This is a genomic window from Aeromonas sp. SCS5, assembly GCF_001887375.1.
GTDB classification, from domain to species: Bacteria; Pseudomonadota; Gammaproteobacteria; order Enterobacterales; family Aeromonadaceae; genus Aeromonas; species Aeromonas jandaei.
Genome location: NZ_LFCS01000011.1, coordinates 67,389 through 86,428 on the forward strand (window position 1 = coordinate 67,389; position 19,040 = coordinate 86,428).

Below are 19,040 nucleotides of genomic sequence, written 5' to 3' on the forward strand. Positions count from 1 at the left end.
GTTCCCTTACTTGCGAAGCGGTAGAAAAATGGTGAATTCGGTGTGGCCTGGCCAGCTGATGCAGTCGATTTTCCCCTTGTGCTGGTCGATCAGGTTCTGGGCGATGGAGAGGCCAAGCCCGGTGCCGCCCTCTTTGCCGGTGATCATGGGATAGAACAGGGTGTCGCGAATGGCATCGGGAATACCGGGGCCGTTGTCGATGATCTTGATCTCCGCTGCCAGCCGGTAACGCTGACCGTGGATGGTGATCTGGAACGCAGTGCGGGTCTTGATGCGGATAAGCCCGGTCTGATCCCCCAGCGCTTCGGCAGCGTTGCGCACTATGTTGAGAAACGCCTGCTGCAGCTGATCCGGCTCCATCTCGAATTCGGGGATGCTGGGATCGTAATCCCGCTCGATGCGCACCGTCGGTGGCAGCTCCAGCTCCACCAGTCGGCGTACCTGCTCCAGCACCGAATGGACATTGTGCATCTGGTGGCGGCCGGGGCGCTGGGGGCCGAGCAGCCGATCGACCAGGACCCGCAGCCGGTCGGCCTGTTCAATGATGATGCCGGTATATTCGCGCAGGGCCGGGTCGGGCAGCTCTTTTTGCAGCAACTGGGCTGCGCCGCGCAGGCCGCCGAGGGGATTCTTGATTTCGTGGGCGAGACCGCGGACCAGCTCTTTGGCTGCCAGCTGCTGGGCATGCTGCTGCTGCTCCTGACTGATCTTTTTCTGCTGGTCGATCTTGCGCAGCTCCACGACCAGCAGGCGCTGCTCGTGGTCGGCCATGGGAGTAGCACTCAGCTCTACCAACCGCGGTTCTCCCTCTACAACCAGAGTCACTTCGCTATCGGTAAAGCCCTGCCCCGAAACGAGGCACTGTTTCAGTCGTTGCAGGTCGAGGGAGATATGTTCCAGCAGATGGGGCAGTTCGATGCCGATCAGCCGCCGTTCACTGAGAGAGAGCAGCTGCTCGGCGGCAGGATTGACGAACTGGATGCAGAGCCGTTCATCCATCAGGATCACGGCGGTCAGCAAATTATCCAAGAGTGTTTTGGCGTTGTCCGAGCGGGTTGGCACTGGTTTCTCCCTAAAACGGTGCTGTGCACCTGCAATGCACCGATATGGTGCATTGAGTTTACCCGCATCGGTGCGCTATATCACCCCTGGTTGGCTTTGGGGGTGGGTTTGGGAGCCGGATCCACGCTTGCTCTATGCAGGTAAAAGGTGACTGGAGTCGATTTAGCAAGGATCGTACCGTCTTTGGCGAGCAGTTCGAGCTGGGCCTCGTGGGCGCCGCGATCGACGTTTTCGATCCGGATCGAGAGGCTGTTGCTGACAAGGGGAGCAGCTTTGCCATCCAGGGTCAGGCGCACATCATACTGGGTGGGGGGCTTGGGGCTGATCTGGCCCTGAAAGACGATATTGCCGGTGTTGTCGCGCAGGGTGCTGCCCTGTTCCGGTGAAAGCAGGGCGATGACCAGCTTGGCTGCCTCTTTCTTCTTGCTGGCATCGACACCGGTCAGGGAGTTGAAGTTCTCCACCTGTACCGAACGGGGGGCTCCGCTTAAGAAGGGGGCCGTGCGCAGATCGACTTCCTTTACCTTCTTGCCGGGAGGAGGGGCATCTGTGTAGTGGGTGACGCCATTGCCATCGACCCAGGAGTAGACCTTGGCGGCATGCGTACCAAACGAGGTCAGCAACAGGAGGGCGACAAGCCCGATGCCATACTTGTTGTTCATCCATCTCTCCTTGACGGTATCTTGCTTAATCCTATCAGAGAAAAAACCCGCCAGATGGCGGGTTTTGTCACGATTGGGCAAGCTGGTCCGATTAACCGGACAGCTGTTTCCGGCTTAGACGGAGTAGTACAGCTCGAACTCCAGCGGGTGCGGGGTCATACGCACACGGTCAACATCCTGCTGTTTCAGTTCCAGGTAGGAGTTGATGAAGTCATCGCTGAACACGCCGCCACGAGTCAGGAACTCACGGTCTGCATCCAGAGCGGCCAGTGCTTCGTCCAGAGAACCGGCAACGGTCGGTACTTCTGCAGCCTCTTCCGGCGGCAGGTCGTACAGGTTCTTGTCCATGGCATCGCCCGGATGGATCTTGTTGATGATACCGTCCAGACCGGCCATCAGCTGAGCTGCGAAGGCCAGGTACGGGTTGGCTGCCGGATCCGGGAAGCGCACTTCGATACGACGGGCTTTCGGGCTCGGTACCACCGGGATACGGATGGAGGCAGAGCGGTTGCGGGCAGAGTAGGCCAGCATGACCGGTGCTTCATAACCCGGAACCAGACGCTTGTAGGAGTTGGTGGTCGGGTTGGCGAAGGCGTTGATGGCCTTGGCGTGCTTGATGATACCGCCGATATAGTGCAGCGCCATCTCGGACAGACCGCCATACAGGTCGCCGGCGAACAGGTTGACGCCGTTCTTGGCCAGAGACTGGTGGCAGTGCATGCCGGAGCCGTTGTCACCGAACATGGGTTTCGGCATGAAGGTGACGGTCTTGTTGTAGGCGTGGGCCACGTTGTGGATCACGTACTTCAGTACCTGCACTTCGTCCGCTTTCAGGGTCAGAGTATTGAAGCGGGTAGCGATCTCGTTCTGACCGGCAGTAGCCACTTCGTGGTGGTGAGCTTCAACAACCTGGCCCATCTCTTCCAGCACCAGACACATGGCGGCACGGATATCCTGGGAGGAGTCGACCGGCGCAACCGGGAAGTAACCGCCTTTCACGAACGGACGGTGGCCCTTGTTGCCATGCTCATAGGCAGTACCGGAGTTCCATGCAGCTTCTTCGGATTCGATCTTCACGAAGCTGTGGCCCATGGTGTTGGAGAAGGTGATGTTGTCGAACATGAAGAATTCCGGCTCCGGCCCGAACAGCACGGTGTCAGCGATACCGCTGGACTTCAGGAAATCTTCGGCGCGCTTGGCGATGGAGCGCGGGTCGCGGTCGTAGCCCTGCATGGTAGCAGGCTCCAGCACGTCACACACGATGTTCAGAGTGGTCTCTTCGGTGAAGGGATCCAGCTTGGCGGAGGCGGCATCCGGCATCAGTACCATGTCGGATTCGTTGATGCCTTTCCAGCCACCGATGGAGGAGCCGTCGAACATCTTGCCGTCTTCGAAGAAATCTTCATCAACCTGATGGGCAGGGATGGATACGTGCTGCTCTTTGCCCTTGGTGTCGGTAAAGCGCAGATCAACAAACTTGACTTCGTGTTCCTGGATCAGGGCCAAAACGTTCTGGACTGACATGCTAAATAACCTCCGGTGTTAAAACTCTCTGGGTGAATGCGTCGTCGTATTCACATAAGCCAGTATCGTGCCAAGTTTGTGACAGCCTGATTTCTGGGCAATCCCGTCTCGGTGGTTCCCCAAAAGCAGGCAATCTCGACTGGTGTTGCATCAAAATAGTGCGACCGCGGATCGTTTTGGTGCACTGAAATAGTGCGCAAGATGCGGTCGCACCCCATATAAGCAGGGTTTACAGACGAGGTCTATGATCCAGATCCGTTGTCATGCGCGAATGTACTGCAATTCTGCTAGGCAGATCACAAAGGCAAGAGTACAATTAGCGCCCAATTTTACCCGGTGATTGAGGCGAGAATGTTAGAGAATTTACGCAATATTGCGATTATTGCGCACGTTGACCACGGCAAAACGACGCTGGTGGACAAACTGCTGCAGCAGTCCGGTACCCTGGACCGCTCCACGGAAGGCCAGGAACGGATCATGGACTCCAATGATCTGGAACGGGAACGTGGCATCACCATTCTCGCCAAGAACACTGCGATCCGCTGGAATGACTACCGCATCAACATCGTTGATACCCCGGGTCACGCCGACTTCGGTGGTGAAGTTGAGCGCGTATTGTCCATGGTTGACTCCGTGCTGCTGCTGGTTGACGCCGTAGACGGCCCGATGCCGCAAACCCGTTTCGTGACCCAGAAAGCGTTCGCTCAGGGTCTGAAGCCGATCGTGGTCATCAACAAGGTTGACCGTCCGGGTGCTCGTCCTGACTGGGTAATGGATCAGGTATTTGACCTGTTCGACAACCTGGGCGCGACTGACGAACAGCTGGACTTCAAAGTGGTTTACGCCTCTGCACTGAACGGTTGGGCCACCATGGATCAGGACGTCGAGTCCGAGAACATGGAGCCGCTGTTCCAGGCCATCGTCGACAACGTGGAAGCCCCGAAAGCTGACACCGAAGGCGCGTTCCAGATGCAGATCTCCCAGCTGGACTACAACTCCTATGTGGGCGTTATCGGTATCGGCCGTATCACCCGTGGTCGCGTCAAGACCAACCAGCAGGTCACCATCGTTGGTGCCGACGGCAAGACCCGCAACGGTAAAGTCGGTCAGGTGCTGGGCTATCTGGGCCTGTCCCGTACCGAAGTTGCCGATGCGCAAGCTGGCGACATCATCGCCATCACCGGTCTGGGCGAGCTGAAGATCTCCGACACCATCTGCGACAACGGTGCTGTTGAAGCGCTGCCGCCGCTCTCCGTTGACGAGCCGACCGTGAACATGACCTTCCAGGTCAACACCTCACCGTTCGCCGGTAAAGAGGGCAAGTTCGTGACCTCCCGCAACATTCTGGAGCGTCTGAACCAGGAGCTGGTCCACAACGTGGCCCTGCGCGTGGAAGAGACTGATGATCCGGACAAGTTCCGTGTATCCGGTCGTGGTGAACTGCACCTCTCCATCCTGATCGAAAACATGCGTCGCGAAGGTTACGAGCTGGCGGTATCCCGTCCGGAAGTAATCCTGCGTACCGTTGACGGCGAACTGCAAGAACCGTTCGAAACCGTAACTGTGGACGTGGAAGAAGCGCACCAGGGTTCCGTCATGGAGCAACTGGGTCTGCGTAAGGGCGAAATGACCAACATGACCCCGGATGGCAAGGGTCGTGTCCGTCTGGACTTCATGATCCCGAGCCGTGGCCTGATCGGCTTCCAGACCGAGTTCATGACCATGACCTCCGGTACCGGTCTGCTGTACCACACCTTCGACCACTACGGTCCGCACAAGGGTGGCAGCATCGGTGAGCGTCAGAACGGCGTGCTGATCTCCAACGCTACCGGTAAGGCACTGACTTACGCCCTGTTCGGTCTGCAAGACCGCGGTCGTCTGTTCATCGGTCACGCGACCGAAGTGTACGAAGGCCAAGTGATCGGTATCCACTCCCGTTCCAACGACCTGACCGTTAACTGCCTGAAAGGCAAGCAGCTGACCAACATGCGTGCCTCCGGTACCGACGAAGCTCAGGTTCTGACTCCGCCGATCCGCATGACTCTGGAACAGGCTCTCGAGTTCATCGACAACGATGAACTGGTAGAAGTGACTCCGAAGAGCATCCGTATCCGTAAGAAGCTGCTGACCGAGCTGGATCGCAAGCGCTCTGGCCGTGGTTAATCCCATGTGCTGAGTCTCGGTAGCCCTCGCGGTTGCTGACGATTCGCTGATAGAAAGGCCCAAACCTCAGGTTTGGGCCTTTTTTTATCTGCGTTGGGCTGGGCTGAACGGTTGCACCTTGCCTTGTGGATAAGCGCTGCTGCCGGGCGTGACAGGCTTTCAATGGGCGTTTGGCTTGCTATGGCTCGATGCAGAGGGCGTGTTCTGGAGGCTGGGCTCTGCAGATCGGAAGATGGTCTTACCGGGCCTGTTGGCAGGGGCGGGCTCTTATGGGTGAGCCAAAGCAATCGCTATAAATTTAATTTATGGATTTTGTCTTAATGACCCAGCTTTACCTTATGTGAGCAAAGTGGGCTGCCTGAAGCACTCTGTGGCTCATGCCAAGCCGTTACAGGGCGGTGCCCGATCAGGGGCATAAAAAACGACGCCCTCCACCGCGTGTTATCAACCGGTGGAGGGCGTCGCTACTTGCGCGTTACTGGCGCCAGAACGAGGGGAAGAAGAGTACTGCGACCGTCAGGATCTCCAGCCGTCCCAGCAGCATGCCGAACGACAGCAGCCACTTGGCCGAGTCGGGCAGGCTGGCAAAGTTGGTGCTGGGGCCGACCACCGGCCCCATCCCCGGCCCCACGTTGGCAACCGCAGTGATGGAACTGGAGATGGAGGTGAGGGGGTCGAGCCCGATGGCGGCCAGCAGCGCCGCGATCACCAGAATGATGGCGAAGTAGGCCAGCACGAAGGAGATCATCGAGCGGATGATGGCGTCGTTGACCGTCCGGCCGTTGTACTTCTGGGGAAATACGCCGGAGGGGTGCATCAGCTGGCGCATCTGCTTCTTGAACAGGGCAAAGGCCACCTGTACCCGGAAGATCTTGAGGCCGCCCGCAGTCGAGCCCGAGCAGGCGCCAAGCGCCAGCAGCACGATGAAGGTGATGCTGGCCAGCGGCCCCCAGGTACCGAAGTCACCGAGGCCAAAGCCCGTGGTGGTAAGCACCGAAACGATGTTGAAGCAGCTGATGCGCAGGGCATCCCAGAAGTCGAACAGGTTCCGCTCCCACAGGTAGAAGGTCATGATGGCGGTGACCCAGACCACCAGCCAGAAGAAGCCGCGCACCTGGGCATCCTTGAACAGGCTGTAATCCCGGTGGTTGAGGCTCTGCACGTAAAGCAGGAAGGGCAGGCCACCAAGGAACATGAACAGGGTGCCAATCCAGTGTGCCGAGTTGGAGAAGTGGGACATGGATTGATCGGAGGTGGAGTAGCCGCCGGTACTGAGGGTGGTCATCGAGTGGTTGATCGCCTCGAACAGCGTCATGCCGCTGGCCCAGTAGGCCATCATGCAGAGCATGGAGAGCACCAGATAGACCAGCACTATGTTGTTGGCCACCGTCTTGGCCCGTGGCGCACTTTTATCCGACCAGTCCGAGCTCTCGGTCTGGAACAGCTTCATGCCGCCGACGTTGAGGTAGGGCAGCACAGCTACCGCCATTACGATAAAGCCGACCCCGCCCAGCCACTGCAGGATGGAACGCCACAGCAGGATGCTGTGGGCCATGTTGTCGAGGCCGGAGAGCACGGTAGAGCCGGTGGTGGTCACCCCCGACATGGTCTCGAAGTAGGCGTCGGTAAAGTTGATGTGGGTGATGAAGACAAAGGGCAGCGCCCCGAAGATACAGGCCACCACCCAGACCGAGGTGGTGAGCAGGAACATCTCCCGCACCCCCAGATGAAACTCCGCCTTGCGCCCGTAATGGAGGCAGAGCAGGGCGGCGCCGTGGGTGATGAGCACCGATTTGAGAAACTCGACGAACCCCTCGGAGCCGGTCAGCAGAGCCAGCAGGGTCGGCAGCCACATGAAGAGCGCCAGCTTGGAGAGCACCAGCCCGAGAGTAAAGATGATGGGACGCAGCTTGATCATGTTCGATAACCTGGTCGGTGATTGAAAAAAGACCCGGAGCATCCCCCTGGTGGGGCTGAGCCGGGTCTGGCGTGACAGTGAGTGGCCATGGGCCCGTTACAGGAAGAAGGGGCTGGGCTGGAACAGCCGTTCCACTTCCGGGATGTACTTCTTGTCCACCAGGAACATGACCACGTGGTCATCCTGCTGGATCCTGGTGCGGTCGTGAGCGATCAGCACCTCATCCCCGCGCACTACGGCACCTATGGTGGTGCCCGGCGGCAGCTTGAGCTCGCCTACCGTCTTGCCGACCACCTTGGAGGTGTTCTCGTCGCCGTGGGCAATCGCCTCAATCGCCTCGGCAGCGCCGCGGCGCAGACTGTAGACGTTGGCGATATCGGCCCGGCGCACGTGGGTCAGCAGGGCCGAGATGGTGGCCTGCTGCGGCGAGATGGCGATATCGATGGAACCGCCCTGCACCAGGTCGACGTAGGCGCCGCGCTGGATCAGCACCATGGTTTTCTTGGCCCCCATCTTCTTGGCAAGCAGCGCCGACATGATGTTGGCCTCATCCTCGTTGGTGACGGCGATGAAGACATCGATCTGGTCGATGTGCTCCTCGGCCAGCAGCTCCTGATCCGCCGCATCGCCGCAGAAGACGATGGTGTTCTCCAGCAGTTCGGAGAGCTGCTCCGCCCGCTTCTGGTTGCGCTCGATAAGCTTGACGCTGTAGCGCTTCTCCAGCTGGCGGGCGAGACCTGCACCGATGTTGCCACCACCGACGATCATGATGCGACGGTAGGGGCTCTCGAGGCGCTGCAGCTCCGACATCACGGCGCGGATATGGCCTGCCGCGGCAACGAAGAACACCTCGTCATCCGCTTCGATGATGGTGGTGCCTTGCGGACGGATCGGGCGGCCCTGACGGAAGATGGCCGCTACCCGGGTCTCGATGTTGGGCATGTGCTCGCGCAGGGTGGAGAGCGCATTGCCAACCAGCGGGCCGCCGTAGTAGGCCTTGACCGCCACCAGACCGACGCGGCCACCTGCGAAATCAACCACTTGCAGGGCACCCGGATACTCGATCAGGCGACGTACATAGTCGGTCACCAGCTGCTCCGGTGCGATCAGGTGATCCACCGGCACCGATTCCGGCAGGAACAGGCGATCCCGCTCGGTCAGATAGGCGGGCGAACGGATCCGCGCCACCTTGTTCGGGGTGTTGAACAGGGAGTAGGCGACCTGACAGGCGATCATGTTGGTCTCGTCACTGTTGGTGACGGCGACCAGCATGTCGGCATCCTGGGCGCCCGCTTCGCGCAGCACCTTGGGGTGAGCGCCATGGCCGTTGACCACCCGCAGGTCAAACTTGTCCTGCAGTTCGCGCAGGCGCTCACTGTCGGTATCGACGATGGTGATGTCGTTGTTCTCTCCGGCCAGGTTCTCGGCCAGAGTGCCGCCGACCTGGCCGGCTCCCAAAATGATGATTTTCATAGGGAACGTCTACTCACGTTGAGGCAGTAAAGGGGCATTCCGCCAGCATGGCGATTGCCCCGGAAGAAGCATGTCAGCGTCACAGCTTGACCAGCTTGGCGTAGTAGAAGCCATCCATCTCGGCTTCACCCGGCAGGAACTGGCGACCCGGGCAATCCGGGGTGTCCTGTTCGTGCAACGGTACCAATTTGGCATCTTTGGTCGCGGCAAGGAAGGCGCGGATCTGTTCGCGGTTCTCTTCCGGCAGGACGGAGCAGGTGGCGTAAAGCAGGGTGCCGCCGCTCTTCAGCTTGCCCCAGAGGGCGTTCAGAATGCGGCGTTGCAGCTCGGCCAGCTCACGGATGTCCTGATCGCGGCGCAACCATTTGATGTCGGGGTGGCGACGGATAACGCCGGTGGCGGAGCAGGGGGCATCCAGCAGGATGCGGTCGAACTGGCCCTCCGGCCACCACTGTTCCGGCGCCGCGGCATCGCCATGGATCACTTTGGCGGTCAGGCCGATGCGATCCAGGTTCTCCTGCACCCGCTTGAGGCGGTTCTCGTCGGCATCGACGGCGACCACGCCGGCCAGCTTGGGTTGACGCTCCAGCAGGTGGGCGGTCTTGCCGCCGGGGGCGGCGCAGGCATCCAGCACCCACTCACCCGGTTGCGGGTCGAGCAGGGCGGCAGCCTGTTGTGCTGCACCATCCTGTACCGAGCAGTCACCGACTTCGAAGCCGGGCAGCTTGGTCACATCGCAGGGACGCTCCAGCAGGATGCAATCCTCGCCCTCTTCACCGGCCACCGCATTGATGCCGGCTTCGGCCATGCGGGCCAGCATCTGCTCGCGGCTCTGGCGCTGGCTGTTGTTGCGGATCCACATGGGGGGGCGCTGGTTGTTCGCCTCCATGATGAACTCCCACTCGTCGGGATAAGCCTGACGCAGGCGCTTGGTGAGCCACTCGGGGTGACCGAGGCGCACGCTCGGCACGCGGTCGATACGCAGCAGAATCACTTCGGCGCTGCGCTGGAAGTTGCGCAGCACGCCGTTGATGAGGCCACGCAGGGAGGTGCCCTTGAGCAGTTTGACTGCGTTGACGGTCTCGGCCACCGCGGCGTGAGCCGGAATGCGGGTGTAGATGAGCTGGTAGAGGCCGACCAGAATGAGGTAGTGGAAGATGCGGCTCTTGTTCTTGAGCGGCTTGTCCATCATCTCGCCGACCGCTGCATCGAGGCGGGGCAGCCAGCGCAGGGTACCGTAGCAGAGTTCTTGCAGGAGGGCGCGATCGCGGGGCGCAACCTTCTCCTGGGCAGCAGGCAGAACGGCGGAGAGGGACTGGCCCTGATCCAGCACCTGTTGAATAACGAGAGCAGCCTGTGCGCGTGTTTTCATAGTGTTACCTTAGATGCGCAAGTCGGGGCCTGAGCCCCGCTTGTGTCAATTCAATCCAGTTCAATTCAATTGCGTGCCGGGTTCAAACCAGTCGCGGCGAGAGTTGAGCAGGTCCGTCACGGACATCGCCTTCTTGCCGGGCGGCTGCAGGGTCAGCAGGCGCAGTACCCCTTTGCCGGTGGCGATATCGATCCCCTGCTTGTCAGCCTTGAGCAGGGTTCCGGCGCGCTGGCCATGGTCGCTGTCGATGACGGCGGCTTGCCATACCTTGACGGTCTGGCCAGCCACTTCGAACCAGCTGATGGGCCAGGGATTGAAGGCGCGGATGCAGCGCTCGATGGCGACGGCGTCCATCGACCAGTCGATGCGGGCCTCTTCCTTGGAGAGCTTCTCGGCGTAGTTGGCCAGCGCATCATCCTGCACTTCGGCCGCGGTGTCGCCGGCGGCCATGGCGTCGATGGTGTCGACCAGTGCCTGCGGGCCCAGCTCGGCCAGTTTGTCATAGAGGCTGGCGGAGGTCTCGTCGGCGGCGATTGGGCAGGTCACTTTGCGGATCATGGCGCCGGTATCCAGCCCCACATCCATCTGCATGATGGTGACGCCGGTTTCGGCATCGCCCGCCCAGATGGAGCGCTGGATCGGTGCGGCACCGCGCCAGCGTGGCAGCAGGGAGCCATGGACGTTGATGCAACCCAGACGCGGGGTATCGAGCACCGCTTTGGGCAGGATCAGGCCATAGGCCACGACGACCATTAGATCGGCGCCAAGGGCTGCCAGCTCGGCTTGCGCCTCTTCCTTGCGCAGGCTAGCCGGTTGATAAACTGGCAGATAATGGGCCAGCGCCAGCTCTTTGACCGGGCTGGCGGTGAGCTTCTGGCCGCGACCGGCGGGCTTGTCCGGCTGGGTATAAACGGCGACGACCTCGTGGTCGGAAGACAACAACGCCGCCAGGTGACGGGCGGCGAAGTCGGGAGTACCGGCAAAAATCAGTTTCAACTTATTCAACGGGGCAGATCCTCAGAGGGCTTTGCGATCTTCACGGGCCATCTTCTCCAGCTTCTGGCGAATGCGCTGGCGCTTGAGCGGGGACAGGTAATCCACAAACAGCTTGCCCATCAGGTGGTCCATCTCGTGCTGGATGCAGATGGCGAGCAGGTCGTCCGTTTCCAGTTCAAACGGCTTGCCGTGGCGATCCAGCGCGCGGATCTTGATCTGTTCGGCGCGCGGCACCAGAGCTCGGCTGCCGGGCACGGAGAGGCAACCCTCCTCGATGCCGGTGCTGCCGCACTGGGAGATGACTTCCGGATTGATCAATACCAGAGGGTCTTCACGGTTTTCAGAGACATCGATCACTATGATGCGCTGATGAATGTCCACCTGTGTTGCAGCCAGGCCGATGCCTTCCTCTGCGTACATGGTTTCGAACATATCATCTACAATTTGCTGTAACTCGGGTGTAAAGGTCTCGACAGGGGCTGCGACGGTGCGCAAGCGCTCATCGGGAAAACGCAATACATCTAGAATGGCCATAGTTTTTTCTTTAGTTTCGTATAAATGCAGTCAATATTGGCGTAATTCTAGTCATTTACGCCGACAAAAAACAGCAACACTTTGCGCGCAGAAGTAACAGGGAGTGTTATGTATCTGAAGCGAACCATCCTGGCCTGTCTGCTGGTTGCCGCGAGCCCGACTCTGCTGGCCGGCCAGCTGAAGCTTAAAGCCGGCTATCCCGAGAGCTATGTCGTGCAAAAAGGCGACACATTGTGGGACATCTCCGGCAAGTATCTCTCCGAGCCCTGGCTCTGGCCCCGTCTCTGGAATATCAATCCGCAGATTGCCAATCCCCACTGGATCTACCCGGGTGACGTGCTGCAACTGAGCTGGGTCAATGGCGAACCCCGCCTTGGCAAGGCGATGCAAGGGGGCAAGCAGGTCATCCGCCTGAGCCCGAAAAACCGCTATGAGAGCAAAGCCAATCCCATTCCCACCCTTCCTATCAGCGAGATTGGCCCGTTTTTGCAGACCGACCATATTCTTGCCAACGCTCAGCAGGGGAAGAAACTGCCTTATCTGCTGGGGTCGGATGAAAAACATATCGGCATGCTGGAGGGGGACACCCTCTATGTCCAGGGGGCTTTGACCCCGGGCCAGGTGTATGGCGTGTACCATCCCGGTGCAATCTACAAGGATCGCGATACGGGCGAGCTGCTTGGGCAAGAGGCCGTGCTCACCGGTATCGTTCGAGCGGTGGCGCGCCTGGATGGTGATCGCACCGAAGTGACTCTGACCCACAACCAGAGGGAGGTGTTGCAGGGTGACAAGGTGATGCCGCTACCCGAGCAGGAGAGCATGCCTGCCGTATTCATGCCCAAGGCGGCACCTGCCATCCAGCCGGGCTATATCGTCGACCTGCCCAGCAAGGCTCGAGGCGGCGGCAAGTTCGATGTGGTGCTCATCAACAAGGGGAGTCGGGATCTGCTGTCGGCGGGCGATGTGCTCGACATCCGCCGTCCCGGTGCTGCGCTGGTCACCAAGAATGGTACCGTCCAGTACAAAGAGCTCTCGTCGGTCTACAACAAGGTGTTTTACAGCAGCAACAAAAAGGCGCCACTGCCTTCCGAAGCGATTGCCCGGGTCATGCTGTTCAAAGTGTATGACAAGCTGAGTTACGGCCTCATCATGCAGAGCAAGGACATGGTGAGTACTGGTTATCAGGTAACTCACTTCTGACCGTGCACTATCCTGACGATCGCCTTGCACTCTGGCTCGCGCTGGATGCAGTCACCGGGATTGGCCCGGTGACGGCATCCCGTCTGCTGGAGCGGGTTGGCGGCGATATTCAGCAACTGTTTCAGTGTGACGAAACGCAGTTGCACCAGATGGGATTGTCGTCAGAACAGATCCGCCAATTGCGCTGGCCATCACCTGTTGTCGAGCAGAGCCTGATGTGGGCGACCCAGCTCGGCAATGCACTACTTCCGCAGGATCATCCCGCTTACCCTCCCTTGCTCAGGGAGATCCCCGCCGCCCCCTTGCTGCTCTACTGCCGTGGCGAGCTTTCTGCTTTGTCTCTTCCACAGCTGGCAATGGTGGGAACCCGCCATCCAACCTATGCCGGCAAGGATAATGCAGCCCGTCTTTGTTGCGAGCTGGTTGGCTGTGGCTTGGCAATTACCTCGGGTCTTGCGCTTGGCATCGATGGTGTCTGCCATCAGCAGGCCCTGGCCGCCGGAGGCATGACCCTGGCTGTGCTGGGGTCAGGGCTGGATCAGCTCTATCCCAAACGTCATCAAGCGCTGGCTGCTGCAATACTCGAGCGGGGCGGCGTATTGATTTCCGAGCTGGCGCCGGACAAAGGGCCGCTGGCTGAACATTTTCCCCGCCGCAACCGTATCATCAGTGGTTTATCCCTTGGCACTCTGGTGGTTGAGGCTACCGAGCAGAGTGGTTCACTCATTACGGCGCGCTATGCGCTTGAGCAGGGCCGCGAGGTATTTGCGGTGCCCGGAGCGCCGCAAAACGGGCAGGCAACCGGGTGCAATAAATTAATTCAGCAGGGGGCCAAACTTGTGTTGAGTGCGGCCGATATAGTGGAAGAGCTGCCCGAATGGGCAGTGCGGTTGCCGGAACCGGTCGTATCATCTGAGCAATCGCATAATAGCGAATTGCCTTATGCAGATTTGTTGGATAACGTAGATTACGAGACCACAAGTGTGGATACCGTCGCCGAGCGGGCCCAGCTTCCTGTCGAAGTGGTATTAGGCAGGTTGGTAGAGCTGGAGCTGGCCGGAGCAGTCACGGCGGTCGCCGGTGGATACGTCAGAGCGAGGAGGGTGAATCATGTTTGATGTATTGATGTACCTTTTCGAGACCTACATCCACAGCGATGCAGATGTGATGGTCGAGCAGAATGAACTCACCGACGAGCTGAGCCGTGCCGGCTTTGACAAGGAAGAGATCGACAAGGCGCTGACCTGGCTGGAGCGGCTGGCCAATCTGCATGACAGCGAGCGTGAGGTCTATGTAGCCGCCAGCGCGCAAGGCTCCATTCGTATCTATGCTCCGCAAGAGCTGGCTCGTCTCAGCACCGAGTGCCGCGGTTTCCTGCTGTTTCTGGAGCAGGCTCAGGTACTTAACGCCGAGACCCGCGAGATCTGCATCGAGCGCCTGCTCGAGCTGGATAAGCCGGACATCGAGCTGGATGACCTCAAGTGGGTCGTCATGATGGTGCTATTCAACGTGCCGGGCAGTGAAAATGCCTACCAGCAGATGGAAGAGCTGGTGTTTGACGAGTCAGACGGCGTCATTCACTGACAGTCCGGTGCCGCGCTGGTAGAATTCAGACCATCTGGATTTCAAGGCGCGGCCCATGTCAAAAATCGATCATCACCTCTTTTCAGCCCACGAACATGCCTTCGAGCGCGAGCCGTGCCCGCAGTGCGGGGCCGAGCTGGTGATCCGTCAGGGCAAACATGGCCCCTTTCTCGGTTGTTCTGCCTACCCCGCCTGTGACTATATTCGTTCTCTGACGCCATCCGGCCGCGATATCGAGAAGGTGCTCGATGGCTCTGCCTGTCCCGAATGCGGTCAGCCGCTGGCGATCAAGAAGGGGCGCTATGGTCTGTTTGTCGGCTGTACTCACTATCCGGCCTGCCAGCATATCGAATCCCTGCAGGAGAGCGACGATACCCAGATCCTCTGCCCGGAGTGTGGCAAGGGCCACCTGGTGAGCCGCACCTCCCGCTACGGCAAGCAGTTTTACTCCTGCGACGGCTATCCACACTGCAAATATGTGGTTAATGACAAGCCGGTTCCCATGCCTTGCCCGCAGTGTGGCTGGGGCATCATGGTGGAGAAAAAGGTGCGGGGAACGCTGCGCTGGGTCTGTCCGCAAAAGAAATGCGGCCATCAAAGTGAGCGGGTATAATCGCGCCGCCATAACGGAACTAAAACGTTTTCGGCGAACTTCAACCCCCCACTTGGAGTAAGGAAATTCCCACCATGAAGAAACCCTTTGTTGCCGTACTGATGGGCTCTGACTCTGATTTCCCCGTGATGCAAGCCACCCTTGAAGTGCTCAAGTCGTTTGATATCACAGTGGAAGTCAAAGTGACTTCAGCCCACCGGACTCCGGCTGCGACCCACCAGTATGTGACCGATGCCGAGGCCCGTGGCTGTAAGGTATTTATCTGTGCTGCCGGTCTGGCTGCCCATCTGGCAGGGGCAGTTGCAGGTATCACCACGCGTCCCGTGATCGGGGTGCCCATCGATGGTGGCCCGCTGAAAGGGCTGGATGCGCTGCTCTCTACCGTGCAGATGCCGGGCGGCGTACCGGTAGCGACGGTTGCCATCGGCAAGGCGGGAGCCAAGAATGCCGGTTATCTGGCAGCTCAGCTGCTGGCTGTCGCTGACGACGAGCTGGCCGCAAGAGTGCGTGCCGAACGCCAGAAGAGCGCCGAAGAGGTGATGGCGAAAGATGCTGCCCTGCAGGCGCAGCTCAAGTAAGTTTCTAGGTGGCCGCCAGTTGCACGACCTTCCCCTCCGGGATGCCGGGTTTGCAACGGTGGCCATTGTGTTGATAGCAACCCAATGATGAGGCGGCAGCTGGACTGCCGCATTTTTTCTGATGCAAAACGAATTTGAACAAGCGGTTGCCGCGCTCAAGAGCGAAGGAGTGATCGCCTATGCAACCGAGGCTGTCTTCGGTCTGGGCTGTGATCCGGATTCTGAACTGGCCGTGCAGCGTCTGCTCGATATCAAGCAGCGCCCGGTGGAGAAGGGCTTGATCCTGATTGCGGCCGAACTGGGGCAACTGCTTGATTATATCGACCTGAGTCAACTCACCGCAGAGCAGCTGGCTCGGGTTGAGGCCAGCTGGCCAGGCCCTTTTACCTGGATCATGCCTGCCAAGCCCGACACGCCCTCATGGCTGACCGGTCAGTTCGATACGTTGGCAGTGCGGGTCACGGCGCATCCGCAGGTACAAGGGCTGTGTCGGGCCTTTGGCAAGCCGCTGGTCTCTACCAGCGCCAACCTGACTGGCGAAGAGCCGGCTCGCCGCGTGGCCGATATCGGCGAACTGCTGGCAAGCAAGCTGGCCTATATCCTGCCGGGTGAGGTGGGTGGACAAGCCAACCCCTCCGAAATCAAGGATGCCAGAAGCGGCGCAATTATCCGCCCTTCCTGAATGGCGGACCGCTTTGCGGCCATGCCGGCGGGCTAGCCTGCCTGTAATATCACTATAAAAAATGAGCGGGACTCTGTAGATCCCGCCTGAGCTGGAGACAAGATGAGCAAACCGGATGTGGCCCGGGTCAAGGCCTTTCTGCTGCAGTTGCAGGACGAGATCTGCCGTGGCCTGGAGCAGGCCGATGGCCGCGGACACTTTGTGGAAGATGCCTGGAGTCGTGAAGGCCGTGGTGGTGGGCGTACCCGCGTGCTGCGCCATGGTGCAGTGATCGAGCAGGGTGGGGTCAACTTCTCCCATGTGTATGGGGATGCCATGCCGGCTTCTGCCACCGCTCATCGACCCGAACTGGCCGGTCGCAAGTTCGAGGCGATGGGGGTCTCTCTGGTGATCCATCCGCACAACCCCTATGTGCCGACCAGCCACGCCAACGTCCGTTTCTTCATTGCCGAGAAAGAGGGCGAAGAGCCCATCTGGTGGTTTGGCGGTGGTTTTGACCTGACTCCTTTCTATCCGTTTGAAGAGGATGTTCGCCACTGGCATCAGGTTTCTCACGACCTCTGTCAGCCGTTTGGCGCAGATATCTATCCGGAATTCAAATCCTGGTGCGATCGCTACTTCTTCCTCAAACATCGGGACGAGACACGCGGCGTCGGTGGCCTCTTCTTCGACGACCTGAATCGCTGGCCCTTTGCCGAGTGCTTCGCCTTTATGCAGGCGGTGGGTAACGGTTACCTTGCGGCCTATCTGCCGATTATCGAGAGGCGCAAAGGTCTTGCCTATGGCGAGCGGGAGCGGGAGTTCCAGCTCTATCGTCGCGGACGTTATGTGGAGTTCAATCTGGTGTTCGATCGGGGCACCCTGTTCGGGTTGCAAACCGGTGGCCGTACCGAGTCGATCCTGATGTCGATGCCGCCTCTGGCTCGTTGGGAGTATGACTGGCAACCGACCGCAGGCAGTCCGGAAGCCTTGCTCTACACTGATTACCTCAAGCCACGCGAGTGGTTGTGAACGAAGGGGCCATAACGGCCCCTTTTTGTTAGCCGATATTCGACTTGTTCCTGCAGGGGAAAAACCGTTAAATCGGGAGATTGCCCTATAAAGGAACTGTTTGATGGATCGTTATCTGGTTTTTGGCCACCCGGTGCGCCACAGTAAATCCCCGTTCATTCACACCCTGTTTGCCAGACAGACCCAGCAAGAGCTGGAGTACGGGTTGGCCGAACCTGCGGTGGATGAATTTGCCAACACTCTGCGGGACTTCTTTGATCGGGGCGGCAAGGGTTGCAATGTCACCGTGCCGTTCAAGGAGCAGGCATTCGCGCTGGTTGATCGGCTGAGCCCAAGGGCAAAACGGGCGGGGGCAGTCAATACCATCAAACTGACCGATGACGGTGTGCTGCTTGGCGATAACACCGATGGTGCCGGGCTGGTGGCGGATCTCAAGGCACATGGTGTGACATTGACCGGCAGCCGGATCCTGCTGCTGGGGGCAGGAGGCGCCGCTCGAGGTGCTCTGGCTCCACTGCTGGCCGAACATCCGGCCGAGGTGGTGATCGTCAACCGTACCCACGCCCGGGCAGAACAACTGGCTGCCGAATTCCGCGACCTGGGTAGTGTCAGCGCCCTGACGTATGAACAGCTGGCCGGTCATTTCGATCTTGTTATCAACTCCACATCGGCCAGTCTGCAGGGTGAGCTGCCGCCACTGGCTCCCGGTCTTATCCACGCCGATATTGCCATCTACGACATGATGTATGGTGCAACGGATACCCCCTTCATTGGTTGGGCCAAGCAACATGGCGCCCGTCAAACCATGGATGGGCTCGGCATGCTGGTCGAACAGGCTGCCGAGGCGTTTACCGTGTGGCGTGGAATCCGTCCCGGTACTAAACAGGTATTGAGAGAGTTGAAGCGTAACTTGGGGGTGATATGAACCAGGGTATTCTGTTTCCTGATCTGATGGAGTGGCAGGCCCAGGAGATGCGGGTGCATTTTCCTGCCCAGCAGATGGGGGCTCTGATCAACTGTTATATTAGCCTGCGTCGGTTGGAGAAGATGACTGGTCTGGCTCTGAGCCGAGAGGATGACATCCTGCGAGCGTTCGAAAGCGTGCGTTTTGATATTGAGGATTTTGCGGAAAAACTCATTGAAGAACAATCATTTGCTGAAGATGGCGCCATCTATCTGTAGATTTTCAAAGTTTTTTTCCTTTGCAGCGGAACTTCATCGATTTTCTGCTGACTAACTTGATAGTTGAGGAAGTGCTAGCTAGTCACCTTTATAACTCCCCGGTATTCGTACTGGGGATTTTTTTATCTATTTGAAATAAAAGTGTTTTTTATAAAGCAAAAATTCGTGAAACTAAATTACATAAATTACTTTCACTTTTTGCTGCTTTGCTGTACAGTTGTCTGCGTAGGGTACAGAGGTAAGATGTTCTATCTTTCAGACCTTTTATTTCACGTAATTGAATGTGGCTGAATAGCGGCCCCGATGAGTTTCTCGTCGGGGTGTTTTTTTATGTGCAGCATTTAGAGTAAAAGCTTTAATTTGTCGATGCGTTTGCTAAAATGGGGTCGATTCTTGAGGTACACCGGTCGTCTGGTGCTCGAGATTCAGCTTCTTCCCAATTTTTGAACTTATTGTTTAAGGCTGGATGGCAGAACTGTCGTCCGG

The 19,040-nt window shown here is 58.9% G+C and carries 18 protein-coding genes; 10 read left to right on the plus strand and 8 right to left on the minus strand.

Annotation, left to right across the window (positions count from 1 at the left end; translation table 11 throughout):
- Nucleotides 1–6: 6 nt before the first annotated feature.
- The 3 genes from glnL to glnA form a co-directional block, all read right to left on the minus strand.
- On the minus strand, nucleotides 7–1,062 hold the full coding sequence (gene glnL / locus BS300_RS15210) for a nitrogen regulation protein NR(II) (RefSeq protein WP_043850701.1): 1,056 nt from the start codon (nucleotides 1,060–1,062) through the stop codon (nucleotides 7–9).
- Nucleotides 1,063–1,142: 80 nt separating this feature from the next.
- Complete coding sequence (locus tag BS300_RS15215) at nucleotides 1,143–1,724, minus strand: DUF4124 domain-containing protein (protein WP_071913742.1); 582 nt, start codon at nucleotides 1,722–1,724, stop codon at nucleotides 1,143–1,145.
- A gap of 114 nt (nucleotides 1,725–1,838) precedes the next feature.
- Nucleotides 1,839–3,248, minus strand: coding sequence for a glutamate--ammonia ligase (gene glnA / locus BS300_RS15220; protein WP_041209494.1), 1,410 nt, complete (start codon nucleotides 3,246–3,248; stop codon nucleotides 1,839–1,841).
- A gap of 351 nt (nucleotides 3,249–3,599) precedes the next feature.
- Here glnA and typA point away from each other — a divergent pair, with 351 nt between their 5' ends.
- Nucleotides 3,600–5,411 carry a translational GTPase TypA gene (gene typA / locus BS300_RS15225; protein ID WP_041209495.1) on the plus strand — a complete coding sequence of 604 codons (1,812 nt, stop codon included), beginning with the start codon at nucleotides 3,600–3,602 and terminating at the stop codon, nucleotides 5,409–5,411.
- Between the two features lie 475 nt (nucleotides 5,412–5,886).
- Here typA and BS300_RS15230 read toward each other — a convergent pair whose 3' ends face one another.
- From BS300_RS15230 to def, 5 genes are all read right to left on the minus strand, one after another.
- On the minus strand, nucleotides 5,887–7,329 hold the full coding sequence (locus BS300_RS15230; protein ID WP_041209496.1) for a TrkH family potassium uptake protein: 1,443 nt from the start codon (nucleotides 7,327–7,329) through the stop codon (nucleotides 5,887–5,889).
- Nucleotides 7,330–7,425: 96 nt separating this feature from the next.
- Complete coding sequence (gene trkA, locus BS300_RS15235) at nucleotides 7,426–8,802, minus strand: Trk system potassium transporter TrkA (protein ID WP_033114770.1); 1,377 nt, start codon at nucleotides 8,800–8,802, stop codon at nucleotides 7,426–7,428.
- A 79-nt stretch (nucleotides 8,803–8,881) separates the two neighbouring features.
- A complete protein-coding gene (rsmB, locus tag BS300_RS15240; protein WP_041209498.1) occupies nucleotides 8,882–10,174 on the minus strand; it encodes a 16S rRNA (cytosine(967)-C(5))-methyltransferase RsmB in 1,293 nt (430 codons plus the stop codon).
- A gap of 60 nt (nucleotides 10,175–10,234) precedes the next feature.
- Nucleotides 10,235–11,179 (minus strand): methionyl-tRNA formyltransferase, encoded by a 945-nt coding sequence (fmt, locus tag BS300_RS15245; RefSeq protein WP_071913744.1) that lies wholly within the window; start codon nucleotides 11,177–11,179, stop codon nucleotides 10,235–10,237.
- Between the two features lie 12 nt (nucleotides 11,180–11,191).
- Nucleotides 11,192–11,704 (minus strand): peptide deformylase, encoded by a 513-nt coding sequence (gene def, locus BS300_RS15250; protein WP_041209500.1) that lies wholly within the window; start codon nucleotides 11,702–11,704, stop codon nucleotides 11,192–11,194.
- A gap of 108 nt (nucleotides 11,705–11,812) precedes the next feature.
- Here def and BS300_RS15255 point away from each other — a divergent pair, with 108 nt between their 5' ends.
- The 9 genes from BS300_RS15255 to BS300_RS15295 all read left to right on the plus strand — a co-directional run bounded on the left by BS300_RS15255 (nucleotide 11,813) and on the right by BS300_RS15295 (nucleotide 18,554).
- On the plus strand, nucleotides 11,813–12,904 hold the full coding sequence (locus BS300_RS15255; RefSeq protein WP_071913746.1) for a LysM peptidoglycan-binding domain-containing protein: 1,092 nt from the start codon (nucleotides 11,813–11,815) through the stop codon (nucleotides 12,902–12,904).
- Between the two features lie 2 nt (nucleotides 12,905–12,906).
- Nucleotides 12,907–14,022: a DNA-processing protein DprA gene (gene dprA, locus BS300_RS15260; protein WP_071913749.1), complete on the plus strand. Its 1,116-nt coding sequence runs from the start codon at nucleotides 12,907–12,909 to the stop codon at nucleotides 14,020–14,022.
- The gene (locus BS300_RS15265) at nucleotides 14,015–14,488 is read left to right on the plus strand and encodes a DUF494 family protein (protein WP_071913751.1); all 474 of its coding nucleotides are present in this window, start codon (nucleotides 14,015–14,017) and stop codon (nucleotides 14,486–14,488) included. Before dprA ends, BS300_RS15265 begins: the two co-directional genes overlap by 8 nt.
- Nucleotides 14,489–14,543: 55 nt before the next feature.
- Nucleotides 14,544–15,101 (plus strand): type I DNA topoisomerase, encoded by a 558-nt coding sequence (locus tag BS300_RS15270; protein ID WP_071913754.1) that lies wholly within the window; start codon nucleotides 14,544–14,546, stop codon nucleotides 15,099–15,101.
- Nucleotides 15,102–15,175: 74 nt separating this feature from the next.
- Nucleotides 15,176–15,679 (plus strand): 5-(carboxyamino)imidazole ribonucleotide mutase, encoded by a 504-nt coding sequence (gene purE, locus BS300_RS15275; protein ID WP_033114778.1) that lies wholly within the window; start codon nucleotides 15,176–15,178, stop codon nucleotides 15,677–15,679.
- A 121-nt stretch (nucleotides 15,680–15,800) separates the two neighbouring features.
- The gene (locus BS300_RS15280; protein WP_071913756.1) at nucleotides 15,801–16,361 is read left to right on the plus strand and encodes a Sua5/YciO/YrdC/YwlC family protein; all 561 of its coding nucleotides are present in this window, start codon (nucleotides 15,801–15,803) and stop codon (nucleotides 16,359–16,361) included.
- 102 nt (nucleotides 16,362–16,463) lie between these two features.
- Nucleotides 16,464–17,372, plus strand: coding sequence for an oxygen-dependent coproporphyrinogen oxidase (gene hemF / locus BS300_RS15285; protein ID WP_071913758.1), 909 nt, complete (start codon nucleotides 16,464–16,466; stop codon nucleotides 17,370–17,372).
- Nucleotides 17,373–17,475: 103 nt separating this feature from the next.
- The gene (aroE, locus tag BS300_RS15290; protein WP_071913761.1) at nucleotides 17,476–18,297 is read left to right on the plus strand and encodes a shikimate dehydrogenase; all 822 of its coding nucleotides are present in this window, start codon (nucleotides 17,476–17,478) and stop codon (nucleotides 18,295–18,297) included.
- Nucleotides 18,294–18,554, plus strand: a complete 261-nt coding sequence (locus BS300_RS15295) for a DUF1488 domain-containing protein (protein ID WP_041209509.1) — start codon at nucleotides 18,294–18,296, stop codon at nucleotides 18,552–18,554. Before aroE ends, BS300_RS15295 begins: the two co-directional genes overlap by 4 nt.
- The last annotated feature ends 486 nt before the right edge of the window (nucleotides 18,555–19,040 follow it).

Bases quoted from the DNA above. Each gene is read 5' to 3' on its own strand.
- BS300_RS15215 (WP_071913742.1), bottom strand. From the start codon at position 1,724: ATGAACAACAAGTATGGCATCGGGCTTGTCGCCCTCCTGTTGCTGACC.
- glnA (WP_041209494.1), bottom strand. From the start codon at position 3,248: ATGTCAGTCCAGAACGTTTTGGCCCTGATCCAGGAACACGAAGTCAAG.
- typA (WP_041209495.1), top strand. From the start codon at position 3,600: ATGTTAGAGAATTTACGCAATATTGCGATTATTGCGCACGTTGACCAC.
- BS300_RS15230 (WP_041209496.1), bottom strand. From the start codon at position 7,329: ATGATCAAGCTGCGTCCCATCATCTTTACTCTCGGGCTGGTGCTCTCC.
- trkA (WP_033114770.1), bottom strand. From the start codon at position 8,802: ATGAAAATCATCATTTTGGGAGCCGGCCAGGTCGGCGGCACTCTGGCC.
- rsmB (WP_041209498.1), bottom strand. From the start codon at position 10,174: ATGAAAACACGCGCACAGGCTGCTCTCGTTATTCAACAGGTGCTGGAT.
- def (WP_041209500.1), bottom strand. From the start codon at position 11,704: ATGGCCATTCTAGATGTATTGCGTTTTCCCGATGAGCGCTTGCGCACC.
- BS300_RS15255 (WP_071913746.1), top strand. From the start codon at position 11,813: ATGTATCTGAAGCGAACCATCCTGGCCTGTCTGCTGGTTGCCGCGAGC.
- BS300_RS15265 (WP_071913751.1), top strand. From the start codon at position 14,015: ATGTTTGATGTATTGATGTACCTTTTCGAGACCTACATCCACAGCGAT.
- BS300_RS15270 (WP_071913754.1), top strand. From the start codon at position 14,544: ATGTCAAAAATCGATCATCACCTCTTTTCAGCCCACGAACATGCCTTC.
- purE (WP_033114778.1), top strand. From the start codon at position 15,176: ATGAAGAAACCCTTTGTTGCCGTACTGATGGGCTCTGACTCTGATTTC.
- BS300_RS15280 (WP_071913756.1), top strand. From the start codon at position 15,801: ATGCAAAACGAATTTGAACAAGCGGTTGCCGCGCTCAAGAGCGAAGGA.
- hemF (WP_071913758.1), top strand. From the start codon at position 16,464: ATGAGCAAACCGGATGTGGCCCGGGTCAAGGCCTTTCTGCTGCAGTTG.
- aroE (WP_071913761.1), top strand. From the start codon at position 17,476: ATGGATCGTTATCTGGTTTTTGGCCACCCGGTGCGCCACAGTAAATCC.
- BS300_RS15295 (WP_041209509.1), top strand. From the start codon at position 18,294: ATGAACCAGGGTATTCTGTTTCCTGATCTGATGGAGTGGCAGGCCCAG.